At 63.9% G+C, this 22,653-nt stretch carries 29 protein-coding genes and 1 pseudogene; 26 read left to right on the top strand and 4 right to left on the bottom strand.

Going from position 1 to position 22,653, the window contains the following annotated elements; translation table 11 throughout:
• Positions 1–81: 81 nt before the first annotated feature.
• The 13 genes from BM069_RS06250 to BM069_RS06190 all read left to right on the top strand — a co-directional run bounded on the left by BM069_RS06250 (position 82) and on the right by BM069_RS06190 (position 9,840).
• Positions 82–678: a sigma factor gene (locus BM069_RS06250; RefSeq protein WP_093321834.1), complete on the top strand. Its 597-nt coding sequence runs from the start codon at positions 82–84 to the stop codon at positions 676–678.
• Between the two features lie 22 nt (positions 679–700).
• A complete protein-coding gene (locus BM069_RS06245) occupies positions 701–1,054 on the top strand; it encodes a hypothetical protein (RefSeq protein ID WP_170846693.1) in 354 nt (117 codons plus the stop codon).
• Positions 1,054–1,587, top strand: coding sequence for a hypothetical protein (locus BM069_RS06240; protein WP_212611517.1), 534 nt, complete (start codon positions 1,054–1,056; stop codon positions 1,585–1,587). Before BM069_RS06245 ends, BM069_RS06240 begins: the two co-directional genes overlap by 1 nt.
• Complete coding sequence (locus BM069_RS06235; protein WP_093321831.1) at positions 1,584–2,459, top strand: ATP-binding protein; 876 nt, start codon at positions 1,584–1,586, stop codon at positions 2,457–2,459. Before BM069_RS06240 ends, BM069_RS06235 begins: the two co-directional genes overlap by 4 nt.
• A gap of 19 nt (positions 2,460–2,478) precedes the next feature.
• On the top strand, positions 2,479–3,090 hold the full coding sequence (locus BM069_RS06230) for a hypothetical protein (protein ID WP_093321828.1): 612 nt from the start codon (positions 2,479–2,481) through the stop codon (positions 3,088–3,090).
• A gap of 12 nt (positions 3,091–3,102) precedes the next feature.
• The gene (locus BM069_RS06225) at positions 3,103–4,785 is read left to right on the top strand and encodes a DEAD/DEAH box helicase (RefSeq protein WP_093321825.1); all 1,683 of its coding nucleotides are present in this window, start codon (positions 3,103–3,105) and stop codon (positions 4,783–4,785) included.
• Complete coding sequence (locus BM069_RS06220; protein WP_093321823.1) at positions 4,782–5,000, top strand: hypothetical protein; 219 nt, start codon at positions 4,782–4,784, stop codon at positions 4,998–5,000. The genes BM069_RS06225 and BM069_RS06220 overlap by 4 nt, the downstream gene beginning before the upstream one ends.
• Positions 4,993–5,199: a DUF6511 domain-containing protein gene (locus BM069_RS06215; protein WP_093321819.1), complete on the top strand. Its 207-nt coding sequence runs from the start codon at positions 4,993–4,995 to the stop codon at positions 5,197–5,199. Before BM069_RS06220 ends, BM069_RS06215 begins: the two co-directional genes overlap by 8 nt.
• A complete protein-coding gene (locus tag BM069_RS06210; protein ID WP_093321816.1) occupies positions 5,199–5,957 on the top strand; it encodes a hypothetical protein in 759 nt (252 codons plus the stop codon). The genes BM069_RS06215 and BM069_RS06210 overlap by 1 nt, the downstream gene beginning before the upstream one ends.
• A complete protein-coding gene (locus BM069_RS06205) occupies positions 5,954–8,329 on the top strand; it encodes an AAA family ATPase (protein ID WP_093321813.1) in 2,376 nt (791 codons plus the stop codon). The genes BM069_RS06210 and BM069_RS06205 overlap by 4 nt, the downstream gene beginning before the upstream one ends.
• A 362-nt stretch (positions 8,330–8,691) precedes the next feature.
• Entirely contained in the window at positions 8,692–9,228 is a 537-nt protein-coding gene (locus tag BM069_RS06200) for a crossover junction endodeoxyribonuclease RuvC (protein ID WP_093321811.1), read from the top strand.
• Positions 9,225–9,428, top strand: coding sequence for a hypothetical protein (locus BM069_RS06195; protein ID WP_093321809.1), 204 nt, complete (start codon positions 9,225–9,227; stop codon positions 9,426–9,428). Before BM069_RS06200 ends, BM069_RS06195 begins: the two co-directional genes overlap by 4 nt.
• A complete protein-coding gene (locus BM069_RS06190; protein WP_009811235.1) occupies positions 9,421–9,840 on the top strand; it encodes a DUF6362 family protein in 420 nt (139 codons plus the stop codon). The genes BM069_RS06195 and BM069_RS06190 overlap by 8 nt, the downstream gene beginning before the upstream one ends.
• Before the next feature lie 7 nt (positions 9,841–9,847).
• Here the strand turns inward: BM069_RS06190 and BM069_RS06185 are convergent, their stop codons facing one another.
• Complete coding sequence (locus BM069_RS06185; protein ID WP_093321806.1) at positions 9,848–10,768, bottom strand: HNH endonuclease; 921 nt, start codon at positions 10,766–10,768, stop codon at positions 9,848–9,850.
• 454 nt (positions 10,769–11,222) lie between these two features.
• Here BM069_RS06185 and BM069_RS06180 point away from each other — a divergent pair, with 454 nt between their 5' ends.
• The 4 genes and pseudogenes from BM069_RS06180 (at position 11,223) to BM069_RS06170 (ending at position 13,974) form a co-directional block, all read left to right on the top strand.
• Positions 11,223–12,476: a site-specific DNA-methyltransferase gene (locus BM069_RS06180; protein WP_093321804.1), complete on the top strand. Its 1,254-nt coding sequence runs from the start codon at positions 11,223–11,225 to the stop codon at positions 12,474–12,476.
• A pseudogene (locus BM069_RS20165) lies at positions 12,373–12,987 on the top strand (DNA cytosine methyltransferase); the annotation flags it as partial. The gene BM069_RS06180 and the pseudogene BM069_RS20165, both read left to right, overlap by 104 nt.
• A gap of 205 nt (positions 12,988–13,192) precedes the next feature.
• Entirely contained in the window at positions 13,193–13,675 is a 483-nt protein-coding gene (locus BM069_RS20005; RefSeq protein ID WP_244503573.1) for a hypothetical protein, read from the top strand.
• Complete coding sequence (locus BM069_RS06170) at positions 13,672–13,974, top strand: DUF7220 family protein (RefSeq protein WP_425288665.1); 303 nt, start codon at positions 13,672–13,674, stop codon at positions 13,972–13,974. Before BM069_RS20005 ends, BM069_RS06170 begins: the two co-directional genes overlap by 4 nt.
• Here BM069_RS06170 and BM069_RS06165 read toward each other — a convergent pair.
• From BM069_RS06165 to BM069_RS06155, 3 genes are all read right to left on the bottom strand, one after another.
• Positions 13,956–14,198 (bottom strand): DUF3489 domain-containing protein, encoded by a 243-nt coding sequence (locus BM069_RS06165; protein ID WP_093321799.1) that lies wholly within the window; start codon positions 14,196–14,198, stop codon positions 13,956–13,958. The two genes, BM069_RS06170 and BM069_RS06165, sit on opposite strands and share 19 nt — an antisense overlap.
• Positions 14,199–14,289: 91 nt before the next feature.
• The gene (locus BM069_RS06160) at positions 14,290–14,508 is read right to left on the bottom strand and encodes a hypothetical protein (protein ID WP_093321796.1); all 219 of its coding nucleotides are present in this window, start codon (positions 14,506–14,508) and stop codon (positions 14,290–14,292) included.
• A 5-nt stretch (positions 14,509–14,513) separates the two neighbouring features.
• Positions 14,514–14,783 (bottom strand): hypothetical protein, encoded by a 270-nt coding sequence (locus tag BM069_RS06155; protein WP_093321793.1) that lies wholly within the window; start codon positions 14,781–14,783, stop codon positions 14,514–14,516.
• Positions 14,784–14,894: 111 nt separating this feature from the next.
• Here BM069_RS06155 and BM069_RS06150 point away from each other — a divergent pair, with 111 nt between their 5' ends.
• The 9 genes from BM069_RS06150 to BM069_RS06110 are packed head-to-tail and all read left to right on the top strand — an operon-like array spanning position 14,895 to position 22,607.
• Positions 14,895–15,455, top strand: a complete 561-nt coding sequence (locus BM069_RS06150; RefSeq protein ID WP_093321791.1) for a hypothetical protein — start codon at positions 14,895–14,897, stop codon at positions 15,453–15,455.
• Positions 15,403–17,403, top strand: a complete 2,001-nt coding sequence (locus BM069_RS06145; protein WP_093321788.1) for a phage terminase large subunit family protein — start codon at positions 15,403–15,405, stop codon at positions 17,401–17,403. Before BM069_RS06150 ends, BM069_RS06145 begins: the two co-directional genes overlap by 53 nt.
• Before the next feature lie 4 nt (positions 17,404–17,407).
• The gene (locus BM069_RS06140; protein ID WP_093321785.1) at positions 17,408–17,623 is read left to right on the top strand and encodes a phage head-tail joining protein; all 216 of its coding nucleotides are present in this window, start codon (positions 17,408–17,410) and stop codon (positions 17,621–17,623) included.
• Between the two features lie 3 nt (positions 17,624–17,626).
• Positions 17,627–19,150, top strand: coding sequence for a phage portal protein (locus BM069_RS06135; protein ID WP_244503550.1), 1,524 nt, complete (start codon positions 17,627–17,629; stop codon positions 19,148–19,150).
• Positions 19,151–19,154: 4 nt separating this feature from the next.
• Entirely contained in the window at positions 19,155–20,249 is a 1,095-nt protein-coding gene (locus BM069_RS06130; RefSeq protein ID WP_170846692.1) for a head maturation protease, ClpP-related, read from the top strand.
• A gap of 4 nt (positions 20,250–20,253) precedes the next feature.
• Positions 20,254–20,631, top strand: a complete 378-nt coding sequence (locus BM069_RS06125; RefSeq protein ID WP_093321781.1) for a head decoration protein — start codon at positions 20,254–20,256, stop codon at positions 20,629–20,631.
• 25 nt (positions 20,632–20,656) lie between these two features.
• A complete protein-coding gene (locus tag BM069_RS06120; protein ID WP_170846691.1) occupies positions 20,657–21,670 on the top strand; it encodes a major capsid protein in 1,014 nt (337 codons plus the stop codon).
• On the top strand, positions 21,670–21,981 hold the full coding sequence (locus BM069_RS06115) for a head-tail joining protein (protein WP_093321776.1): 312 nt from the start codon (positions 21,670–21,672) through the stop codon (positions 21,979–21,981). The genes BM069_RS06120 and BM069_RS06115 overlap by 1 nt, the downstream gene beginning before the upstream one ends.
• A complete protein-coding gene (locus tag BM069_RS06110) occupies positions 21,978–22,607 on the top strand; it encodes a DUF6441 family protein (protein WP_093321773.1) in 630 nt (209 codons plus the stop codon). Before BM069_RS06115 ends, BM069_RS06110 begins: the two co-directional genes overlap by 4 nt.
• Positions 22,608–22,653: the final 46 nt, after the last annotated feature.

The raw sequence follows: 22,653 nt of genomic DNA, 5'->3' as shown, positions 1-22,653 counted from the left end.
TTTCCCAGATCGTTCCCACCAAAGCACCAGCTGCATCCGTCAGTTTCGGCTCATCAGAAACGATGACCGAGGCGCACAGCGATGCAGATCGAACTCTCACCCGACGACATTGAAACCATCATCTCCGAGGCCGACTCCGCGGCCTGGAGGCTGCGGCGGCGGCTGGGCTTGCCCGCCTGCGATCGTGAGGATCTGGGTCAGGATCTCCTGATCGATCTTCTGCGCCGCTTGCCAGCTTTTGATCCGGCACGCGGCAGCCTCGGCGCATTCGCAGGTCTGGTCCTGCGCAATCAATCCTCACGGATCGCGATCCGGATAATGCGTGAACGCAGGGCGCAGGGTGGCGGGTTGCTGTCGCTCGATGCGCCCTCGGGTTCTGAGGACCAGCGTCCGCTCGCCGAGACAATCGGTGAGGACGATGGGCTGTCCGCTTGGCACGGCCAGGCGACCAACGCGTGTGCATCCACTGAGCAGCATCAGGCCGTGCAAACCGCAATTTCACGGTTGCCGCTCGGGGATCGTCGCCTCTGCGCAGCACTGGCGCATCGCCCGATTTCGGCGCTGGTCTCCGAAGGTTTCGGCAGCCGGTCCACGCTTTACCGCCGCCTTGTCGATCTCCGCCACGTCCTCACCGCTCATGGCATCGGTCTCTCCTGGGACGATGTGGCTGCGGCCTGAGTAGAGGCGAAAGGAGGAGATCATGTTCATGGGAACCACACCCTTTATCACCGTTCGCGCCAGCCGACCGCTGTCCGAGATCGAGTTCTGCGCCTGGGTGGCGCAGGCCGTTCCCGGCGACCGGCTGGAATACCATCGCGGCTTTCTGGTGCTCGACATCTTCCCTGTGTTTTCAGGGCTGTCGGATGCGGCGCGGGCCGAATTGAGCAGGCTTGGATCGCGGGCCTTCTGGGCCGCCGAGCAAGGCCTCGTGCATCTCGTGCAGGAGCGCGTGGGCCCGGATCAGTTCGCCTACATCGCCGTCGCCCGGCCCAAGCCAAAAGCCGCCGCTGTCTCGCTGTCCGAGCTGTTGCTCGCCGAACAGGAGGCCGCGTGATGCCCGCCTTCCAATCCCTATTCACCGATCATGGAGACCATTTCATGCCATTCCCCGAGAACACCCCCACGCCGGATGATCTGCCGTCCCTCAGCGCGGCCGAGATCGCGGCCTTGCCGGTCGAGTTGCTGGCAATCCTGCAGCGCGAGATCGACGAGCGTATGAAGCGCGACAAGGCGGCCAAGGCCCGCTTCGATGCCGGACTGGCCGTCCGCTATGCCACCCGGGCCGCCGAAGAACGGAAGGTTTCGGGCAAAGACACCGGCACAGTCCGCTTTGATGATGGCGATTTCACCGTGGTCGCTGATCTGCCGAAGCGGGTGGATTGGGATCAGGACCGACTGGCCGACATGGTCGCGCGGATCCGTGATGCCGGCGACGACCCCGCCGAATATGTCGATCTCGCCTACAAGGTGCCCGAGCGCAAATACGCCGCCTGGCCCGAGGCGATCCGGCAAGGCTTCGAACCGGCGCGCACGGTCCGGCCCGGCACGCTGAAGGTCGAGATCCTCGCGCAGGGGGCTGACCAGTGAGCCTCCCCATCATCAGCGCCGACCAGCGGTTGGCCGAGCCGCGCGGAATCAAGGGCTGCATCTTCGGGAAATCCGGAATCGGGAAAACCTCGCTGCTCTGGACCCTCGACGCTGAGCGCACGCTGTTCATGGATCTCGAAGCGGGCGATCTCGCCATCGAGGGCTGGGCAGGTGACAGCATCCGGCCGCGCACCTGGACGGAATGCCGGGATTTCGCGGTGTTCATCGGCGGACCCAACCCGGCGCTGCGCGACGAGCAACCCTACAGCCCGGCGCATTATGACGCCGTGTGCGAGCGCTTTGGCGATCCGGCAGCGCTTGACCGCTACGAAACGATCTTCGTGGATTCGATCACTGTCGCTGGGCGGCTGTGTTTCGGCTGGTGCGAGGGCCAGCCCGAGGCGCTGTCGGAGAAGACCGGCAAGCCGGATGTGCGCGGGGCGTATGGTCTGCACGGCCGCGAGATGATCGGCTGGCTCACCCATCTGCAGCACACGCGCGCAAAGAATGTCTGGTTTGTCGGGATCCTCGACGAGAAGCTCGACGACTTCAATCGCAAGGTGTTCCAGCCGCAGATCGACGGCTCAAAGACAGGCCTCGAACTGCCGGGGATCGTCGATGAGGTGATCACCATGGCGGAACTGAAGGCCGATGGCGGTGATCCGTACCGGGCCTTTGTCTGCCAGACGATCAACCCCTGGGGTTTCCCGGCCAAGGACCGCTCCGGGCGGCTTACCCAAGTCGAAGAGCCACATCTCGGCCGCCTGATGGCGAAAATCCGGACGCCCGCTAGCCCGGCGCCCGACAGGCTGACCTACACCCCGCCACCCGCCGATCCGGCGGCCACCGACGAATCCCAATCGCAATCCTGAACAAAGAAGGAGGTTCCCCATGGGTTCCTGGAACGATTTCAACGACGCACAGAGCAATACCAACCTCATTCCCAAGGGCACGCTGGCCAAGGTGCGGCTGACCATCCGTCCCGGCGGATTCGACGATGCCTCGCAGGGCTGGACTGGCGGCTATGCCACGCGCGGCTCTACAGGCGCGGTGTATCTGAACGGCGAGTTCACCGTCACCGAAGGGCAATATGCCCGCCGCAAGATTTTCACGCTGATCGGGCTCTACAGTCCCAAGGGTCCGGACTGGACCAACATGGGCCGCAGCCTGGTGCGCGGCATGTTGAACTCGGCACGCGGGATTTCCGACAAGGACATGTCGCCCGAGGCGCAGGCAGCACGGCGCATCAGCGGCTTTTCCGATCTCGACGGCATCGAGTTCGTCGCCCGCATCGACATCGGCACAGATGCCAGCGGTGACGACAAGAACGAGATCCGTAGCGCGGTGACGCCAGATCATCGCGACTATGCGCAGATCATGGGCACGGCGCCGCTCCAGTTCAGCGGCAATGCCCCGCAGCAGAATGCTGCCGCCCAGACGTCCTCGTCAAATCCACCAGCAGTCAGCCCCGGTGCCCCCGGGCGGCCGAGCTGGGCGCAGTAAGGGGGATCGGTCATGCGCCTTCGCCCCCGTCAGAAAACCTTCGTCGAGCGCAGTGTTGCTGCGCTCGAACAACACGGCAACACGCTCGGCGTGGCTCCTACCGGCGCGGGCAAGACCATCATGCTTTCGGCGGTTACCGGCGAGATGATCGATGATGGTGCCAAGGCCTGTGTTCTGGCCCACCGCGACGAGCTGACGGCACAGAACCGCGCCAAGTTCCAGCGCGTGGTGCCGGAGGCGTCGACATCCGTGGTCGACGCCGCCGAGAAATCCTGGGGCGGTGACGTCACCTTTGCCATGGTGCCGACGCTGGCGCGGGCATCGAACCTGGCCGACATGCCGCGGCTTGATCTTCTGGTGATCGATGAGGCGCATCACGCGGTGGCGGACAGCTACCGCCGCATCATTGACCGGGTGTGCGATGCAAATCCCGACGCGAGGGTGTTCGGGGTGACGGCAACGCCGGCCCGGGGCGACAAGAAAGGTTTGCGCGAGGTCTTCGACAATGTCGCTGACCAGGTCCGTTTGGGTGAGTTGATCACTTCTGGCCACCTCGTGCCGCCCCGCACCTTTGTCATCGATGTGGGCGTGCAGGAGGAATTGAAGTCGGTCCGCAAGACCAGCGCGGATTTCGACATGACCGAGGTGGCCGACATCATGGACCGCGCGCCTGTCACCGACGAGGTGATCCGCCATTGGCGTGAGAAGGCAGGCGACCGTCAGACGGTCGTCTTCTGTTCAACCGTCGCCCACGCGGACCATGTGACCGAGGCCTTCCGCGCTGCGGGGATCACGGCTGCGCTGATCCATGGCGATCTGGCTTCCGAGACACGCAAGGCCATCCTGGCTGATTACGCGTCGGGCAAGACCCGCGTGGTCGTTAACGTGGCCGTGCTCACTGAAGGCTGGGACCATCCGCCCACCTCCTGTGTGGTGCTGCTGCGGCCCAGTTCCTACAAATCCACCATGATCCAAATGGTCGGGCGCGGGCTGCGCACGGTCGATCCGGAAGAACACCCCGGCATCGTCAAGACCGACTGCGTGGTGCTGGATTTCGGCACATCGAGCCTGATCCACGGCACGCTGGAACAGGATGTCGATCTCGATGGCAAGATCGGCACCGGTGAAGCCCCGACCAAATCCTGCCCGGCCTGCGCAGCGGAGATTCCACTTGCCGCCACCGAATGCCCGCTCTGCGGTGAGGTATTGCTGCAGGAAGAAGGCCAGACCGGCACGGACGCAGTGCCACTCTCGGGCTTTGTGATGACCGAAATCGATCTGCTGAAACGCTCGAGCTTCGCATGGGTCGATCTCTTCGGGACGGACGATGCTCTGATGGCCACGGGCTTTTCGGCCTGGGGCGGTATCTTCTGGATGGACGGCGTCTGGTACGCCATCGGCGGGGCCAAGGGCGAGCGGCCACGCTTGCTGGGCGTCGGCGAGCGCGCCGTCTGCCTCGCTCAGGCCGACGACTGGCTGAACACCCACGAAAGCGATGAAAGCGCCTTCAAGACCAAGTCGTGGCTGCGTCAGCCGCCGACCGACAAGCAGCTGAAATACCTGCCTGCCGAGTGTCGCCACGACTTCGGCCTGACGCGCTATCGCGCCTCGGCATTGATGACCTTCGGCTTCAACAAGCGCGCCATCCATGCAGCCGTAAATGCGGTGGCTGGTCCCGAACGGAGGGCGGCATGACCCATGACATCTTTAGTCCCCATGCCGGCCGAGGACCGGCGGCGTCTCTGGCATCCGCGTGGAACGCTCTGTGCTGTTTGCCGGCAACCCACGCGTGGTTTTGGCTGGCGCGATCCGGTCCGGTCGAGGCGGCCCCGGCCATCGGTCTGGTTCTGCTCGATGCCCTGCCAAGGCTTGTGGACGCGTTTGGCGCGGGAGCGGTTTGCCATGGTTGACCTGACAGAAGAAGAACGCACCGCCGTCACCGCCACCATGAAACGCATCGCCATGCTGATGGACGAGATCGGCTGGCAGACCGCCTTCGCCGATCTGACCGAGGCACAGGTGCGTGCCCTGATTGAGGAGGCCGTCGAGGGTTTCCGCGAGGCCATGGCCGACATCGCCCGGGCTCAATCACCGGAGGTGCCGTTCTGATGCTGGATTTCAACCCGCGTCCCTCGATGGCCGAGCGGATCAACGAACTGATCGACGCCGCTCTCATTGCCGAGCGCGAGGCCACGCCGCCCAGGACCTATCTCGGCGCATCCCGCTTGGGTCATGCCTGCGAACGCGCGCTTCAGTTCGAGTTCGCCGGCGCGCCCAAGGATGAGGGTGCCGACTTCGGCGGCCAGACGCTGCGGATCTTCGCGATTGGTCATCAACTCGAGGATCTGGCGATCCGCTGGCTGCGCGCGGCCGAGATCGATCTGGTGACCCAAAAACGCGATGGCGGCCAGTTCGGCTTCTCCGTCGCGGGCGGTCGCATCCGCGGCCATGTCGACGGGATCATCGCTGATGCCCCGGCAGCACTTGGTCTGCGCGCCCCGGCGCTCTGGGAATGCAAGACGATGAACGCGAAGAACTGGCGCGCCTGCGTCAAGGATGGGGTCACGGTTTCCAAGCCCGTCTACGCCGCCCAGATCGCGATCTACCAAGCTTACATGGAGTCTTCGGTGCCGGGAATTTCGGCCTCACCGGCGCTGTTTACGGCGATCAACAAGGACACGGCCGAGCTGCACCATGAGCTCGTCCCCTTCGATGCCGATCTCGCGCAGCGCATGTCTGACCGCGCCGTGCGGATCCTGCAGGCCACCGACGCGGGCGAGCTGCTGCCCCGCATCGCCGCCAACCGTGACTTCTTCGAATGCCGGTTCTGCGCCCATTCCGAGCGGTGTTGGGGGCTGGCCAGATGACCGACGAGCCCACCGATCCATCAGATCCCGACCAGGACACACCCATGCGCGACGACACAACTCCAGATATGCCGACGAAAAACGTCGTCCATTTCAATCCGTGGCGCGACTTCAACGACGCGGCCCCGCAGATTGATGTGTTCGGCGACGAGCCTGATCCCGAGCAGATCGCCCAGTTCATGCAGGTCGTCTTCGGCTACTGCGAAGGCCTGATTCCGGTCCGCAGTTTCATCGACAAGGGTCAGGGCATCGATGGCCGCCCGCACAACATCTGGCTCGAGGCGGATCAGGCCGCCCCCGATAAGATGGCGACCTTCGCCACATGGGCCTCACGCGAGGGCGCGGCTGTCTATGTGATCCCCGGCACCGTGGCCGCACCCGGTCAGGCAAAGGCTGCCGAGATCCTGCAGATGCAGACCGTCGTGGTTGATCTCGACACCGGCGATATTGCCGCCAAGCGGGCCCATCTGGAGCGCCATCTTGGCGCGCCGACCATGGTGGTGGAAAGCGGTGGCTTGACGCCGGAGGGGCAGCGGAAAGCCCATGTCTGGTGGGCGCTGACCGAGCCTGCCGAGGGCGATGATATTCGCCGCGTCTGCCGACTGCGCGGTGACATTGCAGCCAAGGTCGGTGGGGACATGCATTTCCGCTCCGCCCACCAGCCGATCCGGGTCGCAGGCAGCGTTTATTACAAGAACAGCCTCAAGACGCAGGTGCGGATTGTCGAGCTGAACGCCGACCGGGAACGCGATCTGGCCGAGTTCATCGAGGTCGTGACGGACATGCCGCCCGCGCCGGGCGTGTCGCTGCAACCCGAGTTCACCCATCCGGACAAACCCGCCATGGACGATGTGCTGGTCACGCCGGTGCGCGAGGGGGCGCAGGACGATTGGTCCCGTTTCGAGGGTGCGTCGGCCGCGATCGGGCATTTCATCCGGATGGTTCATGAGGGCCGGATAACAAAGGACGAGGGCTGGGAAGGCATCTGCGGCTACAACGCCGCGATGCTGCGGCCTGAGTGGCCGGTCGAACGGCTGAAGCGCGAGTCCGAGCGCCTCTGGAACCGGCATGTCGAGAAGTACGGCCCGCCGCTGATCCGGCTGAACTCCGGCGCACCGGGGCCGGAGGACATGCCTGCCTTCACGCTCGGCGCGCTGCTGGACGACCAGAGCCCCATGCCGCAGGACATCATTGCGCCGCGCGTGCTGACGCCAGGTGGGCTGCTGGTGCTGGGTGGCGCGCCCAAGGTTGGCAAAAGCGACCTTCTGATCTCCTGGCTCGTGCACATGGCGGCAGGCGTGCCGTTCCTCGGCTTCACGCCGCCACGGCCCTTGCGGATCTTCTACCTGCAGGCCGAGATCCAGTATCACTATCTGCGCGAGCGGCTGAAGCAGATTGCCCTGCCGCCGGAGGTGCTGGCGGCCGCGCGCGATACCTTCGTCGCCACACCCAAGCTGAAGATGTTGCTCGACAACGAGGGCAGCGTGCGGGTTTCGCGCGCCGTGCAAACCGCGTTCCCGGAGGCACCGCCCGACATTCTCTGCGTCGATCCGATCCGAAACCTCTTCGACGGCGGGCCCGATGGCGGCGGCGAAAACGACAACACAGCCATGATGTTTTTCCTGAAGGAACGGGTCGAGGTCCTGCGCGACCATATCGACCCCGACTGCGGGGTCATCCTGATCCATCACACCAAGAAGCTCAGCAAGCAGCAGGTGAAGGACGATCCTTTCCTCGCGCTCTCCGGCGCCAGCGCGCTGCGCGGGTTCTATACCTCGGGCCTGATCCTGCACCGTCCCGACGAGGAGGCCCCGGAACGCAAGCTGGAAATCGAACTGCGCAATGGCCCTGCGCTGCCGCCCAAGGTAATCGACAAGGTCGGCGGCCAATGGGTCGAGATCAACCCGATGAACGAACGGCTGGTGCGCAAGGACGTCGGCGCGAAGCATGATGCAGAACGGGATCGCAAGGGCGAGGTGATCTGCGGCCTGCTGTACGAAGAGGCGCTTCAGGGTCGAATGTACACGATGACCCATTTCGCGGAGACCTTCGAGAACACTGGAGGTCTTGGTGGGCAATCGATCATCCGTGAACGGCTGAACGTGCTGACCACGAAAGGCTACGTGAAGTTCGTCCGCGGGGCCGCTGCGACTGCGCTGGATCTGGCGACCGAGCGGAGCAAATATGGCTATCTCTGCGTCGAGACCATGCGTCTTGCAACCAGCAGGGAGCGTGTCGATTCAGGCACCGGAGAGGTCACACCGGAGCTGATCGATGTCCTGCCCAGCCACTACAAATGCCCACAGACCGGTGCCGTTCTGCCCGTCGAAAACCCGTCTGTCTGGGTCTATCGCGAGGTGGAGGACGCATGATGAAACACGCCGTTTTGCCTTCCGAAATCTGGGTGCAAAAGTCTGAAATCTGGCCAGATTTTGCAAAATCTGAAATCCTGGCGAAATCTGGAATCTGGCTTTTACCATTTGGTTTCAGCGACTTGGAAGGTCCTTTCCAGATTTTGGAAGGGGGTTTCCGAAATCTGCTCCGCAATCTGGATTTGTCTAACAAAATCAGTGCCCTATGCCAGATTTCAGATTTCAGAAAAGTCCCCCCTAAAGGGGTAGGTGTCCTCCCCGCTACAGGCGGGGAGAGCCACCACCTACCCCTGGGCAATTTCTCGGGCCGCAGTCTGGCCCGATCCACCCCTCGAGCAGCCAATCACAAAAGGAGAAAGCCCATGGCGGACCAGACCATGACCAACCCCAATCAGAACGCCGTCCAGAACGTGCCACCTGCGTTTACCCGCCAGCGCACATTGCTGGCGCTCGATCTCGGCACAACCGCGGGCTGGGCGCTGCATGGCGCCGACGGGCTGATCACCAGCGGCACAGCATCGTTCCGCAATGGACGGTTCGATGGCGGTGGGATGCGATACCTGCGCTTCACGAATTGGCTGGGCGAGTTGGAGCGGTTGTCCGGGCCTATCGCTGCCATCTGGTTCGAAGAGGTCCGTCGCCACGCGGGCACGGATGCGGCCCACGTCTATGGCGGTCTGATGGCCACGCTGACGGCATGGGCCGAGCTGCGCGGCGTGCCATACGAGGGCGTGCCAGTCGGTACGATCAAGCGCCACGCCACCGGCAAGGGCAACGCCAACAAGGACGCCATGATCGCCGCCGCCCGGGCGCGCGGGTTCAGCCCAGTTGATGACAATGAGGCCGATGCCATCGCGATCCTGCTTTGGGCCATGGAAACCCACGGAGGTGCGCAATGACCGGAATGCGCTTCACACCCAAGGGCTATGGCGGCAATCGTCGCCAGCCCGACGAGGTCAAACGGGACGGCTGGAAGGAACAAGGGCTGCTGGCCGTCGCAATTGACGATGACCGGCTGACCTGGCCTGAGCGCGAATTGGTGCGCCAGCTTGGCGAGCGCCTGTATGGCAAACTGGAACGGCAGGCGCGCCATGGGTGATTGGACAACCACACGGGTGGAGGACCGGCTGGAGAGCGCGGTCGACGTCTTCCGCAACTTGCCCGGCGTCATGCCGCAGGGCTTCTTCAACGCCTGGCCCGAGTATTTCCACAGCTTCGCGGACAAGGTTGGTCAGGAGCCGCAGATGCGGCGGCCCCGACCGGGCCCGCGCCAGATCACTGAGGCCGAGGAGGCGTTGCTCTGGCTGCGCTGGCTGGAACGGGACGATGCCCGGATCGTCTGGCTGCGTGCCGAGCGCACGCCGTGGAAACCGATATGCTGGGAGATGGGGATCAGCCGGGCGACCGCGAACCGCAGGTGGCAGTACGGAATTGCGGTCATGGTCTGGAGGCTGAACGGAAAAAGCGTTCATGAAAAGCTATCGCGCCAACATGTCATTTCTAAAGCTTGAAGTGATGTCAGCTCGCCTCAAAACGGTTTTCTGCGTGCCATCGCAGGAAATCCTTGTCTGGAAAATCGGTGGGATTGTCGGGCAAACGAAGCTTCTGCCCATTCAGGCGGCGATATTCGTTTCCGTTGTTGAAAACCGTTCGAACCCTGTCGCTGACCACAAAGCGGAAGTCGTCATCAATCATCGCGTAACCGGCATCAAACACGCTGTGAATATCTCGCCTCAAAAGAATACCGTTCGATCGAGTGTGCTGCCCTCCTTCGGCATAGGGCTTGATATGCGCCGCCTCCAGAGCAGGTAAAACTCTGCCATCTGTCAACGCGCACTGGTGCTTGTAGGCTTCTATGACAGAGATTCGGAAAGATCCCTGTCCCAGGCGCGGCAAGACCAGTTGGGGACCGCCGAAACGTTCGGCCGCCTCAGCCATGCCGCTTGCAACCTGATGAGAAGACAAAAGCTGATCCAGTTTGTTCCAGAGGGCCGCGCCCTCTGGCTCCCCTGTCGAGAACGTCTTGCCGCCAACAATGTTTCTCGACCAGGATGAAGGAAGCTCTGACCAGTTCCGTTCGTCGAGGAACACCGGTTGCGTCAGAACCCTGCATCCGATCAAGCTTTGCGGGCTGACGCGTTCATCTTTTCGATAGTTTTGAATGAACTCAACAAAATCGGTCAGGCTTGCAACGCCGTTTGCCTGCCCGAACGCGTCCCAGGCAATCTTGATTGGCAAAATGGTTGCCGTCGATAGGACGCCGAAGCCCCCAATAACATTTCGCGGTGATTTCAATCGAAAAACAAAGAACTCGCCGGGGGTAATTGCTCGAAAATTCGTGGCGCTTGGCTGCCAGAAGTTCACTTCGGAATGTGGAGAGCTCCGATACAGAAAATCGAACCATCGGTTATCTGTGTTGGAAATGAAGAGATTGACCATGTTTCCCGAAATACCTCATGAACCCAAGGGTAAGGCTACGAGCAAGATGCCGATCTGACAAACAGGATTGTTGTCCGTCGGGCCTTGCCAACGCGCATTTGTCAACCCGTTCTGACTCCGTGAGACATTTTTCGGTGAGACATCGCGAGGCGAGACAAATCCGGCGCTGAGCGGTAAAAGTTCGATATACTCGCGAGAGAAGTGGGTGGCAGGGCGATTGTACGGGTCCTTCCTGGACGTAAACGTATACGGGCGGGCGAAGCGCGCAATATCGCCAGCGACAGGGCCGGTTTTTTGGGAAGCCACCCCGGCGGGCATCCACCCGCGACCTGCTGAAAACCACAACAAAACAAACTCTTGGACCCGGACACGTCCGGTGGCCGCTGGACCCTTTGCGGAGTCCAGGTTGGCTGCCGGTGTCCGGAGTCCACCCGATTGAGGCGAACTGACCCGCATGACCCTGAGCTTTGCCCCGGATGCGATCGAGACCTGGCCGCTGGCCAAGCTCCAGCCCTATGCCAAGAATGCGAAAACGCATGGCGCGGATCAGGTCGCGAAGATCGCCGCCAGCATGGCGGAGTTCGGCTGGACTGTGCCGTGCCTCGTCGCCGACGACGGCGAGCTGATCGCGGGCCACGGTCGGGTACTGGCCGCCACGCAACTGGGGCTGACCGAGGCCCCGGTGATTGTGCTGGGCCATCTGACCGAGGCGCAGCGCAGGGCTTATCGGATCGCGGACAACAAGCTGACAGAACTCGGGACCTGGGATGAAGCGCTGCTGTCGGCCGAGCTGAACGACCTGCTGGCTGAGGACTACGACCTGTCGCTCATTGGCTTCGATGACGCGGAGCTCGAGGCGCTTTGGGCTGGTGAGTTCGACCCCGAAACTGCATCCCGCGAGGGCGAGGACGATGTTCCCGAGGCCCCCGAGACCCCGATCAGCCGTCCCGGCGATCTTTGGGTGCTGGGCAAGCATCGATTGCTCTGCGGGGACGCGACCGTGGCCACGGATGTCGAGCGACTGCTCGGCGATGTGACACCGCTGCTGATGGTGACCGATCCGCCTTACGGCGTCGAATACGATCCCGGCTGGCGCAACAAGGCAGGCGCCGCCGCAACCAGGCGCACCGGCAAGGTGCTGAATGACGACCGCGCGGATTGGCGCGAGGCATGGGCGCTGTTCCCGGGCGATGTGGCCTATGTCTGGCACGGTGCGCTGCATGCGACGACGGTTGCCGAGAGCCTTGAGGCCTCCGGCTTCAACATCCGGTCCCAGATCATCTGGGCCAAGGATCGCCTGGTGCTGAGCCGTGGGGATTACCACTGGCAGCACGAGCCGTGCCTCTACGCCGTGAAAAAGACCGGCAAGGGCCATTGGGCGGGCGACCGGAAGCAGACAACGCTCTGGCAGATCGCGAACAGGGATCAGGATGCTGAAACGGTGCATGGGACCCAGAAACCCGTCGAATGCATGCGTCGGCCAATCCTCAACAATTCCAGCCCGGGCCAGGCGGTCTATGAGCCCTTCATGGGGTCTGGCACCACCATGATCGCGGCCGAGACGACGGGCCGGGTCTGCTACGGGATCGAACTCAACCCGGCTTATGTCGATGTCGCTGTGGAGCGGTGGCAGCAGTTCACCGGCAAGGACGCTGTCCTGGGCGGGACCGGCCAGACCTTCGCCGATCTGGCGACCAACCCGCGCTGAGGCGATGCATGACCTGGCTTTACATCCCTCCGGAAACGCTTCCGGAACCGGAGACGCATGCCTGTTCGGCCTCTCGCTCTGCTCCGGCGCTGGCGGGCTCGACCTCGGGCTCACCATCGCCATGCCCGGATATCGAACTGTGGGCCATGTCGAACGGGAAACCTACGCCGCGGCCATTCTCGTGGCACGGATGGAAGAGGCGGCCATGGATCCAGCGCCTGTCTGGGACGACGTTGCCAGCTTCGACGGCCGCCCATGGCGCGGCGCGGTGGACATCGTCACTGCGGGCTATCCGTGCCAGCCGTTCTCGGTTGCAGGCAAGCGGCAGGGCGCGGACGACCCGCGCCATCTCTGGCCGCATGTCGCGCGCATCATCGGCGAGGTCGAGCCGCCCTTCGTCGTCCTCGAGAATGTCGCCCATCATCTCCGTCTCGGATTTCCCGAAGTCGCCAGCGGACTGGTCGGCATGGGCTACCGCCTTGCGGCAGGCCTCTTCACGGCGGCGGAAGTCGGTGCGCCCCACAAGCGCGAGCGGCTGTTCATCCTCGCCATCAGAGAGGGTGACGAACTGGCCGACCCCGCGCGCCTGCTCTGGGACCCGCTCGAGCGGTGGGAACCGGACGGAGATGCTGCGGCTTTGGCCGACACCCCGGGCGAGCGCGAACGAGAACCGGCAGACGAAACCGACACCCTCACAGGAAGCGGGCAAGCATGGGATGAATCTCGCGACGACGGCCGCGATGTGGCCAACGCCACAGACCGACAGTTTCCGGAGCCGGGGCGGTGCCCGGAAACACGAGAAGGGCCTGGACGGGATGGCCCGGGACTGGCCGACGCCGATGGCGACCGACGGCAACAAGCCGAGCGCGGGCAATCGCAAGTCCGCCGACCTGACCCGTGCCAGCCAGATGTGGATGACGCCGACGGCCCGGGATCACAAGGACGGCGCGACCACATTGGCGAACACCCCGGTGAACGGCCTGCTTGGCCGCCAGGTCCTGGCGACGCCGACGGCTGGGAGCGATACCTCCGAACCGCGCCGGACGCTGAACCCAGCATTCGTCGAGGCTCTGATGGGCTGGCCCACCGGGTGGACCGGCTTCGCCTTTGCGGCAATGGCGTGGTCCCCTTGGTTGCAGCGCATGCGCTGCGAACTCTTGCAGCTGAATTGCTGGCCGATGGATAAGGGGGCGGCATGAAGCAGTCGCGCCTCATGTCGCTGGTGGAGTCCTTCGCCAATGTGGTCGTGGGCTACGGCGTCGCGGTCGTCACGCAGATCTTGATCTTCCCCATCTTCGGGCTGCACACGACGCTGGCCCAGAACCTGAAAATGGGCGCGGTGTTCACGGTAGTGAGCGTTGCGCGGTCCTATGTGCTGCGGCGGCTCTTCGAGGCGATCCGGACGAGAAAGACGAAGCCGCCGCTTACACGGCGACGGCTTCCTTATAGTCGTGACTTCAGCGGTGCGCCGGATGGAAATCAGCGCTCGATACGATAGAGCCGTCCGAGCCCCTCGACCTTCTTCGAGGTGATCTCGAGGCCTAACTTCTTCTTCAGCGCGCCGGACATTGCGCCGCGCACAGTGTGCGACTGCCATCCGGTTGCGGCGGTGATCTCTTCGATGCCCGCGCCTTCGGGCCGCCGCAGGAGATCGATCATGATCTGCTGCTTGGTCTGGCGCGGGGCTGCATCGGTTGTTGCAGGGGTGGATTTCTTGGCCATGGTTATCTCCGGTCATCGGGGCGCGCGGTATGCGGCCCTTCTACCGGGACGAGCCCCGCGTATGCGGGGCGGGTCTGCGCGGCAGCACGGTTCAGATCAGGTCGAGGTCTTTCAGGCAGGTTGCCGCATCGATCAACTGATTGGTCGGCACCTCGATGGTAATCGTCATGCTGTCGGCGTAGGCGCGGACATAAACGCCGCCATCGTCCATCAGGGTGCTTTCGATTTCGTCGAGGACCGTGGTGATGCGGCTTCGGTCGAAATGATCGGGCAGCTTACGGATGGCAATTCGGATGGTGCTGGTTTCCATGGTGCTTACTCCGCGTGCTCGCCTTCGCTGAAGGCGCTGTCGGTGATGCGCTTCAGGAGGTTGGCGTAGTGCTCAAGGGTGCCGACATGGCCCCAGTTGATCTCGTCGGGGTGGGCGTTGAAGTGGTCGTCGCTGAGGTTTGCCAAGCGCGCCAGCGCCTCGTCGATCTCGGCTTTCTTGCCGATGAAGGCGTTCAATGCCGCCTCCTTGTTCCGCGCAGCCTTCTCGGCGCGCAGCTGGTGGCGGGGTGTGGTGATCGGGTTCAGGCGGGTCATCGTGGCGGCTCCGTTGTGAGTTGCATCGTTTTCGTGGAACCACGTTCGCTCTGGTACGGAGGCTTATCAACTACATAAGCACATGATTTTGAATGATAATCGGAGGGCGCAATGGAGGGTCTGAGCGAGCGCCAATACGCCACTCGCGTCGGTCTGTCGCGCGGGGCAATCCAGAAGGCCAAGGCGACAGGGCGGCTGGTTCTGTACGGCGATGGCAGCATTGACGCGTTGGCCAGCGATGCCCTGCGCGCCGAGGCGACCGATCCGTCGAAGACCCGGAAAGCGCCGCAGCCAAAACTCAAACCTGTCCCGGAGGCGGCAGTGTCCGCAGTCGGCGAGACGCTCCGTGAACAGGGGTTAGCGGCGCCACAAATCGGCAGCGGCACCACGTTCCTGCAGGCCAAGACGGCGAACGAAGTGCTAAAGGCGCAGGAGCGCCGCCTCCGGTTACAAAAGCTGAAAGGCGAGTTGATCGACCGGGCCCGCGCGCTGGCGCTGGTGTTCCGGCTGGCGCGGCAGGAGCGCGACGTCTGGGTCAACTGGCCGTCGCGAGCGGCGGCGCTGATGGCGGCCGATCTGGGCGTCGAGCCAGCAGCAATGCAGAAGGTTCTGGAGAAACATGTCCGTGCCCAACTCGACGATCTTGCCGAGGTCAAACCCGATCTCCGGTGACGCCGACGATATGCTGGATTTTGACGGCGCTGCGGAAATCCTGCGCGCCTGGGGTGCTGGCCTCACGCCGGATGCGGACCTGACCGTTTCCGAATGGGCGGACCGGCACCGAATGCTTTCGGGGCGCGCTTCGGCAGAACCCGGGCGGTATCGAACGGCGCGCACGCCCTACATGGGCGAAATCATGGATCGACTTTCACCCGGCGATCCGACGCAGCGGATCGTGTTCATGAAGGCGGCGCAGGTCGGCGCGACCGAGGCTGGCAACAACTGGATCGGCTTTGCGATCCACCAGGCGCCGGGACCGATGCTTGCGGTCCAGCCGACGGTGGAACTGGCGAAAAGGAACTCGCGCCAGCGGATCGATCCGCTGATCGACGAGAGCCCGGAACTGCGAGAACGGGTCAAACCGGCGCGCTCCCGCGACGCCGGGAACACCATGCTGTCGAAGGAATTCGCGGGCGGCATCCTGATCATGACGGGCGCGAACTCGGCGGTAGGCCTGCGCTCGACGCCCGCTCGCTACATCTTCCTCGACGAGGTCGACGCCTATCCGGCCTCGGCCGACGAGGAAGGTGATCCCGTCACGCTGGCCGAAGCCCGGTCGCTGACCTTCGCCCATCGGCGCAAGGTGTTCCTGGTCTCGACACCCACAATCCGGGGGCTGAGCCGGATCGAGCGGGAGTTCGAGGCAAGCGATCAGCGGCGGTTTTTCGTGCCGTGTCCGCATTGCGGCGCGATGCAGTGGCTGAAGTTCGAGCGGTTGCGCTGGCAAAAGGGTCGACCGGAAACGGCCGAATATCATTGCGAGGGCTGCGAACAGCCCATCGCCGAGCATAACAAGACGGCCATGCTGGAAGCGGGTGAATGGCGCGCGACGGCCGTGGCCGCCGACCCTAATACCGTCGGCTATCACCTCTCTGCGCTCTATTCGCCGATCGGCTGGCTCAGCTGGGAGCGGATCGTACGGGCATGGGACGCGGCGCAAGGATCGGATGAGGCGATCAAGGCCTTCCGCAATACGATCCTCGGTGAGACGTGGGTCGAAACTGGCGAAGCGCCGGACTGGCAGCGCTTGGCGGACCGGCGCGAGACTTGGGACGGAGGGACTGTTCCAGAGCGCGGCTTGTTCCTGACAGCCGGGGCCGATGTTCAGAAGGATCGCATCGAGGTTGATGTCTGGGCCTGGGGCCGCGGCCTGGAAAGCTGGCTGATCGATCACTTGGTCATTGAGGGCGGGCCCGGCGATCCGGCGTGCTGGCAGCAACTGGCCAATTTGCTCGGTCAGACATGGGAGCATACTTCCGGTCAGAAGATGACGTTGGCACGTCTGGCGATCGACACGGGCTACGAGACCAGTGCCGTGTATGCTTGGTCGCGACAGGTCGGCTTCGCGCAGGTGGCTCCGGTCAAAGGCGTCGAGGGGTTCAACCGCTCGAGCCCGGTCACTGGCCCGACTTATGTGGACGCGACCATCGCAGGTAAAAGGTTGCGGCGCGGTGCACGGCTTTGGACGGTCGCCACGTCCACCTTCAAGACCGAGACCTACCGGTTCCTGCGGCAGGACCGCCCGACGCGGGAGGAAATCGAGGCTGGGCATCTTTGCCCGCCCGGAACGATCCATCTGCCAAACTGGGCGGACGGCGAGTGGTTGAAGCAATTCACGGCCGAACAACTGATCACGGTGCGCACCAAACGCGGCTTTGCCCGGCTCGAATGGCAGAAGCTGCGCGAACGCAATGAAGCTCTGGATTGTCGGGTCTATGCCCGAGCAGCCGCTTGGATATTGGGCGCAGACCGTTGGTCCGATGCGCGGTGGACTGATCTGGAAGCACAGGTCGGGATCACGGCGGAGGACATGGCTGAGGACGGGGCGGGAAACACCACGCCCGCTTCTCGGCGCGCGGGACCACAGCGGCGAACCGTGCGCTCAAGTTACATGAGGTGAATTGATGCCTACGACTGCCGAGCTCCGTGCCCGCCGCGAGACCCTGGCTGTTCAACGCTCCTCTGGCGTGGCGCGCGTCAGTTACGACGGAAAGACGGTGGACTATCGCAGTGTGGTGGAAATCGACCGGGCCATCGAGGCGCTCGACCGCGAGATTGCGACTGCAGAGGGACGACGGATCGTTCGGCAGGTGCGTGCAACGACGACGAAGGGGCTCTGATCCATGGGGCTGTTCGATCACTTTCGCCGCCGGGTCCCCGGCGGTCCCGCCGCCGTGTCCGCGCGTCTGGAAGGCGCTCTGGCCAAGCGACGCTTGCGGGGCTGGCAACCGCCGCTTGAAAACATCAATTCGCTGGTCGCCTCGGGTGGGCCTCGTCTCCTGGCGCGGTCGCGGGAACTGGTCGTCACCAACGGCTATGCCGCCAATGCCTGCGAGGCGTTTGCGTCAAACCTGGTGGGCGATGGGATCAAGCCGTCATCGCTGATCGCAGATGCGGCGTTGCGTGACAGCGTTCAGCAGCTGTGGCTCGCATGGACCGACGAGGCCGACGTGGACGGACTGACCGACTTCTACGGCCTGCAGGCCATGGTCGCGCGTGAGATGTTCGTGGCGGGCGAATGCTTCGTGCGTATGCGGCCACGCCGCGCCGAGGACAGTCTTCTCGTACCGCTGCAACTGCAGCTGCTGCAGTCAGAGATGCTGCCGTTCGAGAAGACCGAGATGGCGGGAAACGGCAATCGCATCCGCTGCGGCATCGAGTTCGACCGCATCGGTCACCGGGTGGCCTATCACTTCCGTCGTCGCCATCCGGGCGACAGCACCGATCAGGGGGCTGTGATCCCGGAAACGGTCCGCGTGCCAGCCGACGACGTGCTGCACATCTACCGACCCATCGATGCAGGGCAGATCCGGGGCCTGCCGCATGTGGCGCCGGCCATGGTGCGGCTGTTTCTGCTGGACCAGTACGACGACGCCGAACTCGACCGGAAGAAGACCGCGGCGATGTTCGCTGGGTTCATCACGAAGACCGCGCCGGAAGACCCGATGATGGGCGAGGCCGAGGCCGATCTCGATGGCACCGCCATTGCGAGCCTCGAGCCGGGCACGATGCAGGTGCTGCTGCCGGGCGAGGATGTGAAGTTCTCGAGTCCTGCAGATGTTGGGGGCGGCTATGAGGCGTTTCAATACCGGACGCTCTTGTCGGTATCAGCCTCACTGGGGCTGCCGTACCACCTCGTAACAGGGGATGTGCGCCAGGCAAACTATTCGAGCCTGCGGGCAGAGCTGGTCGAGTTCCGGCGACGCATCGGCCAGCTGCAGCATGGGGTGATGGCGCACCAGCTGTGTCGGCCGATCTGGCGGCGCTGGCTTGAGACGGCCGTGTTGTCGGGGGCGCTGGATATCGGCAATCCCGCCGTCGCGCGGCCGGTGCAATGGATCCCGCCACGCTGGGACTGGGTCGACCCGCTGAAGGACATCCAGGCGCAAGTGCTGGCGATGGAAGCGGGCATCACCTCGCGTCGCAAGGTGGTCGAGGCCACCGGCTATGACGTCGAAGAAGTCGACCGAGAGAATGCGGCGGATGCCAAACGCGTTGCTGATCTGGGGCTGAGCTACCGCGCGAGCCCCGGCGAAACGCAGGGCGCACGAGCAACGCCCGCCGCGCGGCCTGACCCCGGAGATGGCACAGGCGAAGACACAGGCGACGGATCCGCCTCCACCGATCCCGCCACCGAACAGGAGTGACAATATGACAAGCTGGTATGCGATCCGCGCCCGGGGAACGGGCGCGGAAGTGGCGATCTATGACGAGATCGGCGCCTATGGGGTCTCGGCGAAAGGGTTCCTTGCCGAACTCGGCGCACTGCCCGAGGGGATGCCGGTCGATCTGCGGCTGAACAGCCCCGGTGGGTCAGTCTTCGATGCGGTGGCCATCTACAATGCGCTGAAGCGGCACGAGGGAACGGTCACGGTCTGGATCGACGGCATTGCCGCCTCGGCCGCGTCCTATGTCGCCATGGCGGGTGACGAGATCGTCATGCCGGAAAACGCGTTCCTGATGATCCACGACCCGTCGGGTCTGGCAATGGGCACGGCGGGCGACATGCGCGCCATGGCCGAGGCGCTGGACAAAATCGCCGGCAGCCTCGTCCGGGGATATGCCGCCAAATCCGGCAAGCCCGACGACGAGATCGCAGCGCTGATGGCGGCTGAGACGTGGTTCGATGCAGCCGATGCGGTGGCGGCGGGCTTTGCTGACCGGCTGGCGGACCCTGTCAGGATGGCCGCGCGGTTCGACATCGGCCGGTTCCGCAATGCGCCGCCGGACCTCGTCGAGGCAGTGGAAGCCACTGGCCAGGAGGGTGTTCCGACCAAAGCGGAGGGCGTTCTTGCCGAAGGCAATCCAGACACTGTTATAAACACGCACCCAGAGATCGACAGTATCGTGGACGGCGATGTCGAACCTGCCGTCAGCACCGGCGAGGGGAACAACGGCAATAGGACCGTTGAGCCCGAGAGACCTGTTGTCGGCGACGAAATGCCCAGCTCTTCGGATCCGGTCCCGGCTCCGGATGGCGCACCGCCCGATCCCGCCGCGATCCGCGCCGAGGCGATCACCCATGCCTGCGCGGTCGTCGATCTCTGCCGCCTTGCAGGCCAGCCACAGATGGCTGGGCGCTTCCTCGAACAGGACGCCAGCCTCGACGACGTCCGCATGGCCCTTCTTGATTTGAGGTCAGAGGCCGAACCCGAGATCGTCGCCCATCACCCGCAACCCGGCCGGACGACGACGGCCCGCCCATGGGGCGAGATCGTCGCCCGTACCTTCAAACTGAAAGGATAACCACGTGACCACGCTCACCGAGAACACGCATCCCGGAGGCTTCCTCGTTTGGGAAGCCTTCCGCGACTTCACCCGCGAAACCATCACCGTCGCCACAGGAACAGCGTTTGCCACGCTCGATCCGGGCACGGTGCTGGGCAAGATCACCGCGTCTGGCAAATACGCCGCCCATGATCCCGCCGCCGTCGATGGCACGGAAACCGCGGTGGCGGTGCTCTGGGGCAAGGCCGATGCCACGGGCGGCGACGTGCCAGCCGTCGCACTCGTTCGCGGTTCCGCCATCGTCAATCGCCACGATCTCGTCTTTGTCGGTACCCCCAGCGAGGGCGAGATTGCCGCCGCCCATGCCGCGCTGCTGGCGGTCGGCATCCTCGTTCGCTGATCAAACTCTCAACGGAGGCATTCCCATGACCACCATGGATATCTTCGAAGGCGATGCCTTCACCATCATCGAACTCACCCGCGCTCTGGAAAACATTCCCTTCAAGCCCGCGATCCTGTCGGGTGCCAGCCTGTTCTCGCCGCGCGGCGTGCGCTCGCGCACCGTCGTGATCGAGAGCCGGGACGGTACGCTGTCGCTGATCCCGTTCTCCGAACGTGGCTCGGCTGCCGAGCAACAGGTCCCCGAGCGTCGCGACATGCGCGCCTTTGTGTGCCGCCAGTTCAAGAAGCAGGACGTGCTCTGGGCCTCGGAAATCCAGGGCATTCGTGACTTCGGCTCGGAAAGCGCCACCCAGCAGGTGCAAAGCGAGGTCGCCCGAAAGCTTGGCCGTCTGCGCCAGGATGCGGAGGCGACGTTCGAATATCACCTGCTGAATGGCATTCAGGGCATCGTGAAGGATCCCAAGGACAGCGCCACGGTGATCAACTACTTCACCGAGTTCGGCATCACTCCCGCCACTGAGATCGATTTCGATCTCGACAATGCGACACCCGGCTCCGGGGTGCTGCGCAAACGCTGCCAGGCGCTGATCGAAAGCGTGGAAGACAGCATGGGCGGGCTCGCCGCCGGGGCCGTGCAGGTCCGCGCTGAATGCGGGTCGGCCTTTTTTGCTGATCTCATCGCCCACAAGGAGGTGCGCGAGACCTATCTCAACACCGCCGCTGCTGCCGATCTGCGCGGCAGGGTCGCCGATGAGGTCAGCTTTGGTGGCATTACTTTCCGCCGTTACCGGGGTGGGGCGGGCTTTGGCGTGCCAACCGACAAGGCCTTCTTCTATCCCGAAGGAGTGGAGGGCCTCTTCGAGATCTACCATGCCCCTGCGGACACCTTCGAGACGGTCAACACCCTCGGCCTGCCGCTCTACGCACGCACGATCCCCGATAGGGACCGTGACGAATGGGTGCGGCTCGAAATCGAGAGCAACCCGCTGCCGATCTGCACCCGTCCGCAGGTTCTGCGGACGGCGAAGCGGACCTGATGACCGCCTTTGCCGTCGCGGTCGGCATGCTGTTTGTCGATCCCAATATATCGGTCGAAATCTGGCATCGGGATATGGAGGGACGGTTTACGCAGGCGCGCGGGATTCTCCGCCGTCCCGACGAGATCACGGAGTTCGGGACGGCGCGGCTCATGTCGGAAACAACGCGGATCGACGTGCTTGCCGGTGACATCCCTGATCCGCGGCCGCAGGAGCAGATACTCATCGGCGAAGAAACCTTCCTGATACAGGGTGAGCCGCGCCGTGACCGGGAGCGGCTCATCTGGACCTTGGACCTGGCTCCCGCATGAAACTCGGCTTCGACATCACACCTGATCTGGTTGCCGTGATGGCGGCCGAGATCAAAGCCGGTGAAAAGGCCGTGACCACGGCGATGCGGGAAGCTGGCACCGGGCTCAAGACGTCTTGGCGCGGGCAGATTGCACAAGCCGGACTCGGTCGGCGGCTCGCCAACTCGATCCGGAGCCAGACTTATCCGAAGACGGGCGAAAGCCTGAACGCTGCGGCACTTGTCTGGTCGAAGGCGCCGGTGATCGTCGGCGCGCATGACACGGGGCCGCTGATCCGGTCGAAAGATGGGTTCTGGCTGGCAATCCCGACGCAGGCCGCTGGACGCGGGTTGCGGGGTGGAAGGATCACGCCTGGCGAATGGGAACGGCGACGGGGCTTGCGGCTGCGCTTTGTTTACCGCCGTCGAGGGCCAAGCCTGCTCGTCGCCGATGGGCGGTTGAACAACCGCGGGCTCGGCGTGGTATCGCGCTCGAAGACCGGGCGCGGACGGGCCACGGTGCCGATCTTCCTTCTGGTGCCGCAGGTGAAGCTGGCGAAACGGCTCGATTTGGCGCGCGACGCAGAGCGCGCGCATGACAGCTTGCCGGGGCTGATCGTGGCGGACTGGCTGGGGGGAAGGTTGTGACATCGGCTATGCGGACAAACCTGCCCTTGGCTCCCAATGGTCCAAG

The organism is Shimia haliotis, assembly GCF_900114415.1.
GTDB classification, from domain to species: domain Bacteria; phylum Pseudomonadota; class Alphaproteobacteria; order Rhodobacterales; family Rhodobacteraceae; genus Shimia; species Shimia haliotis.
Note: the sequence above shows the minus strand (reverse complement) of the source record. Positions and strands in the feature narration are given on the sequence as shown.

Excerpts from the sequence above, each read along its gene's own strand:
- BM069_RS06160 (WP_093321796.1), bottom strand. The coding sequence starts at position 14,508 with ATGGAAACCAGCACCATCCGAATTGCCATCCGTAAGCTGCCCGATCAT.
- BM069_RS06215 (WP_093321819.1), top strand. The coding sequence starts at position 4,993 with ATGGTTGACCTGACAGAAGAAGAACGCACCGCCGTCACCGCCACCATG.
- BM069_RS06170 (WP_425288665.1), top strand. The coding sequence starts at position 13,672 with ATGAAGCAGTCGCGCCTCATGTCGCTGGTGGAGTCCTTCGCCAATGTG.
- BM069_RS06150 (WP_093321791.1), top strand. The coding sequence starts at position 14,895 with ATGGAGGGTCTGAGCGAGCGCCAATACGCCACTCGCGTCGGTCTGTCG.
- BM069_RS06135 (WP_244503550.1), top strand. The coding sequence starts at position 17,627 with ATGGGGCTGTTCGATCACTTTCGCCGCCGGGTCCCCGGCGGTCCCGCC.
- BM069_RS06205 (WP_093321813.1), top strand. The coding sequence starts at position 5,954 with ATGACCGACGAGCCCACCGATCCATCAGATCCCGACCAGGACACACCC.
- BM069_RS06155 (WP_093321793.1), bottom strand. The coding sequence starts at position 14,783 with ATGACCCGCCTGAACCCGATCACCACACCCCGCCACCAGCTGCGCGCC.
- BM069_RS06220 (WP_093321823.1), top strand. The coding sequence starts at position 4,782 with ATGACCCATGACATCTTTAGTCCCCATGCCGGCCGAGGACCGGCGGCG.
- BM069_RS06110 (WP_093321773.1), top strand. The coding sequence starts at position 21,978 with ATGAAACTCGGCTTCGACATCACACCTGATCTGGTTGCCGTGATGGCG.
- BM069_RS06210 (WP_093321816.1), top strand. The coding sequence starts at position 5,199 with ATGCTGGATTTCAACCCGCGTCCCTCGATGGCCGAGCGGATCAACGAA.
- BM069_RS06145 (WP_093321788.1), top strand. The coding sequence starts at position 15,403 with ATGTCCGTGCCCAACTCGACGATCTTGCCGAGGTCAAACCCGATCTCC.
- BM069_RS06130 (WP_170846692.1), top strand. The coding sequence starts at position 19,155 with ATGACAAGCTGGTATGCGATCCGCGCCCGGGGAACGGGCGCGGAAGTG.
- BM069_RS06195 (WP_093321809.1), top strand. The coding sequence starts at position 9,225 with ATGACCGGAATGCGCTTCACACCCAAGGGCTATGGCGGCAATCGTCGC.
- BM069_RS06140 (WP_093321785.1), top strand. The coding sequence starts at position 17,408 with ATGCCTACGACTGCCGAGCTCCGTGCCCGCCGCGAGACCCTGGCTGTT.
- BM069_RS06245 (WP_170846693.1), top strand. The coding sequence starts at position 701 with ATGTTCATGGGAACCACACCCTTTATCACCGTTCGCGCCAGCCGACCG.
- BM069_RS06185 (WP_093321806.1), bottom strand. The coding sequence starts at position 10,768 with ATGGTCAATCTCTTCATTTCCAACACAGATAACCGATGGTTCGATTTT.
- BM069_RS06250 (WP_093321834.1), top strand. The coding sequence starts at position 82 with ATGCAGATCGAACTCTCACCCGACGACATTGAAACCATCATCTCCGAG.
- BM069_RS06200 (WP_093321811.1), top strand. The coding sequence starts at position 8,692 with ATGGCGGACCAGACCATGACCAACCCCAATCAGAACGCCGTCCAGAAC.
- BM069_RS06120 (WP_170846691.1), top strand. The coding sequence starts at position 20,657 with ATGACCACCATGGATATCTTCGAAGGCGATGCCTTCACCATCATCGAA.
- BM069_RS06230 (WP_093321828.1), top strand. The coding sequence starts at position 2,479 with ATGGGTTCCTGGAACGATTTCAACGACGCACAGAGCAATACCAACCTC.
- BM069_RS06225 (WP_093321825.1), top strand. The coding sequence starts at position 3,103 with ATGCGCCTTCGCCCCCGTCAGAAAACCTTCGTCGAGCGCAGTGTTGCT.
- BM069_RS06180 (WP_093321804.1), top strand. The coding sequence starts at position 11,223 with ATGACCCTGAGCTTTGCCCCGGATGCGATCGAGACCTGGCCGCTGGCC.
- BM069_RS20005 (WP_244503573.1), top strand. The coding sequence starts at position 13,193 with ATGAATCTCGCGACGACGGCCGCGATGTGGCCAACGCCACAGACCGAC.
- BM069_RS06165 (WP_093321799.1), bottom strand. The coding sequence starts at position 14,198 with ATGGCCAAGAAATCCACCCCTGCAACAACCGATGCAGCCCCGCGCCAG.
- BM069_RS06115 (WP_093321776.1), top strand. The coding sequence starts at position 21,670 with ATGACCGCCTTTGCCGTCGCGGTCGGCATGCTGTTTGTCGATCCCAAT.
- BM069_RS06190 (WP_009811235.1), top strand. The coding sequence starts at position 9,421 with ATGGGTGATTGGACAACCACACGGGTGGAGGACCGGCTGGAGAGCGCG.
- BM069_RS06240 (WP_212611517.1), top strand. The coding sequence starts at position 1,054 with ATGCCCGCCTTCCAATCCCTATTCACCGATCATGGAGACCATTTCATG.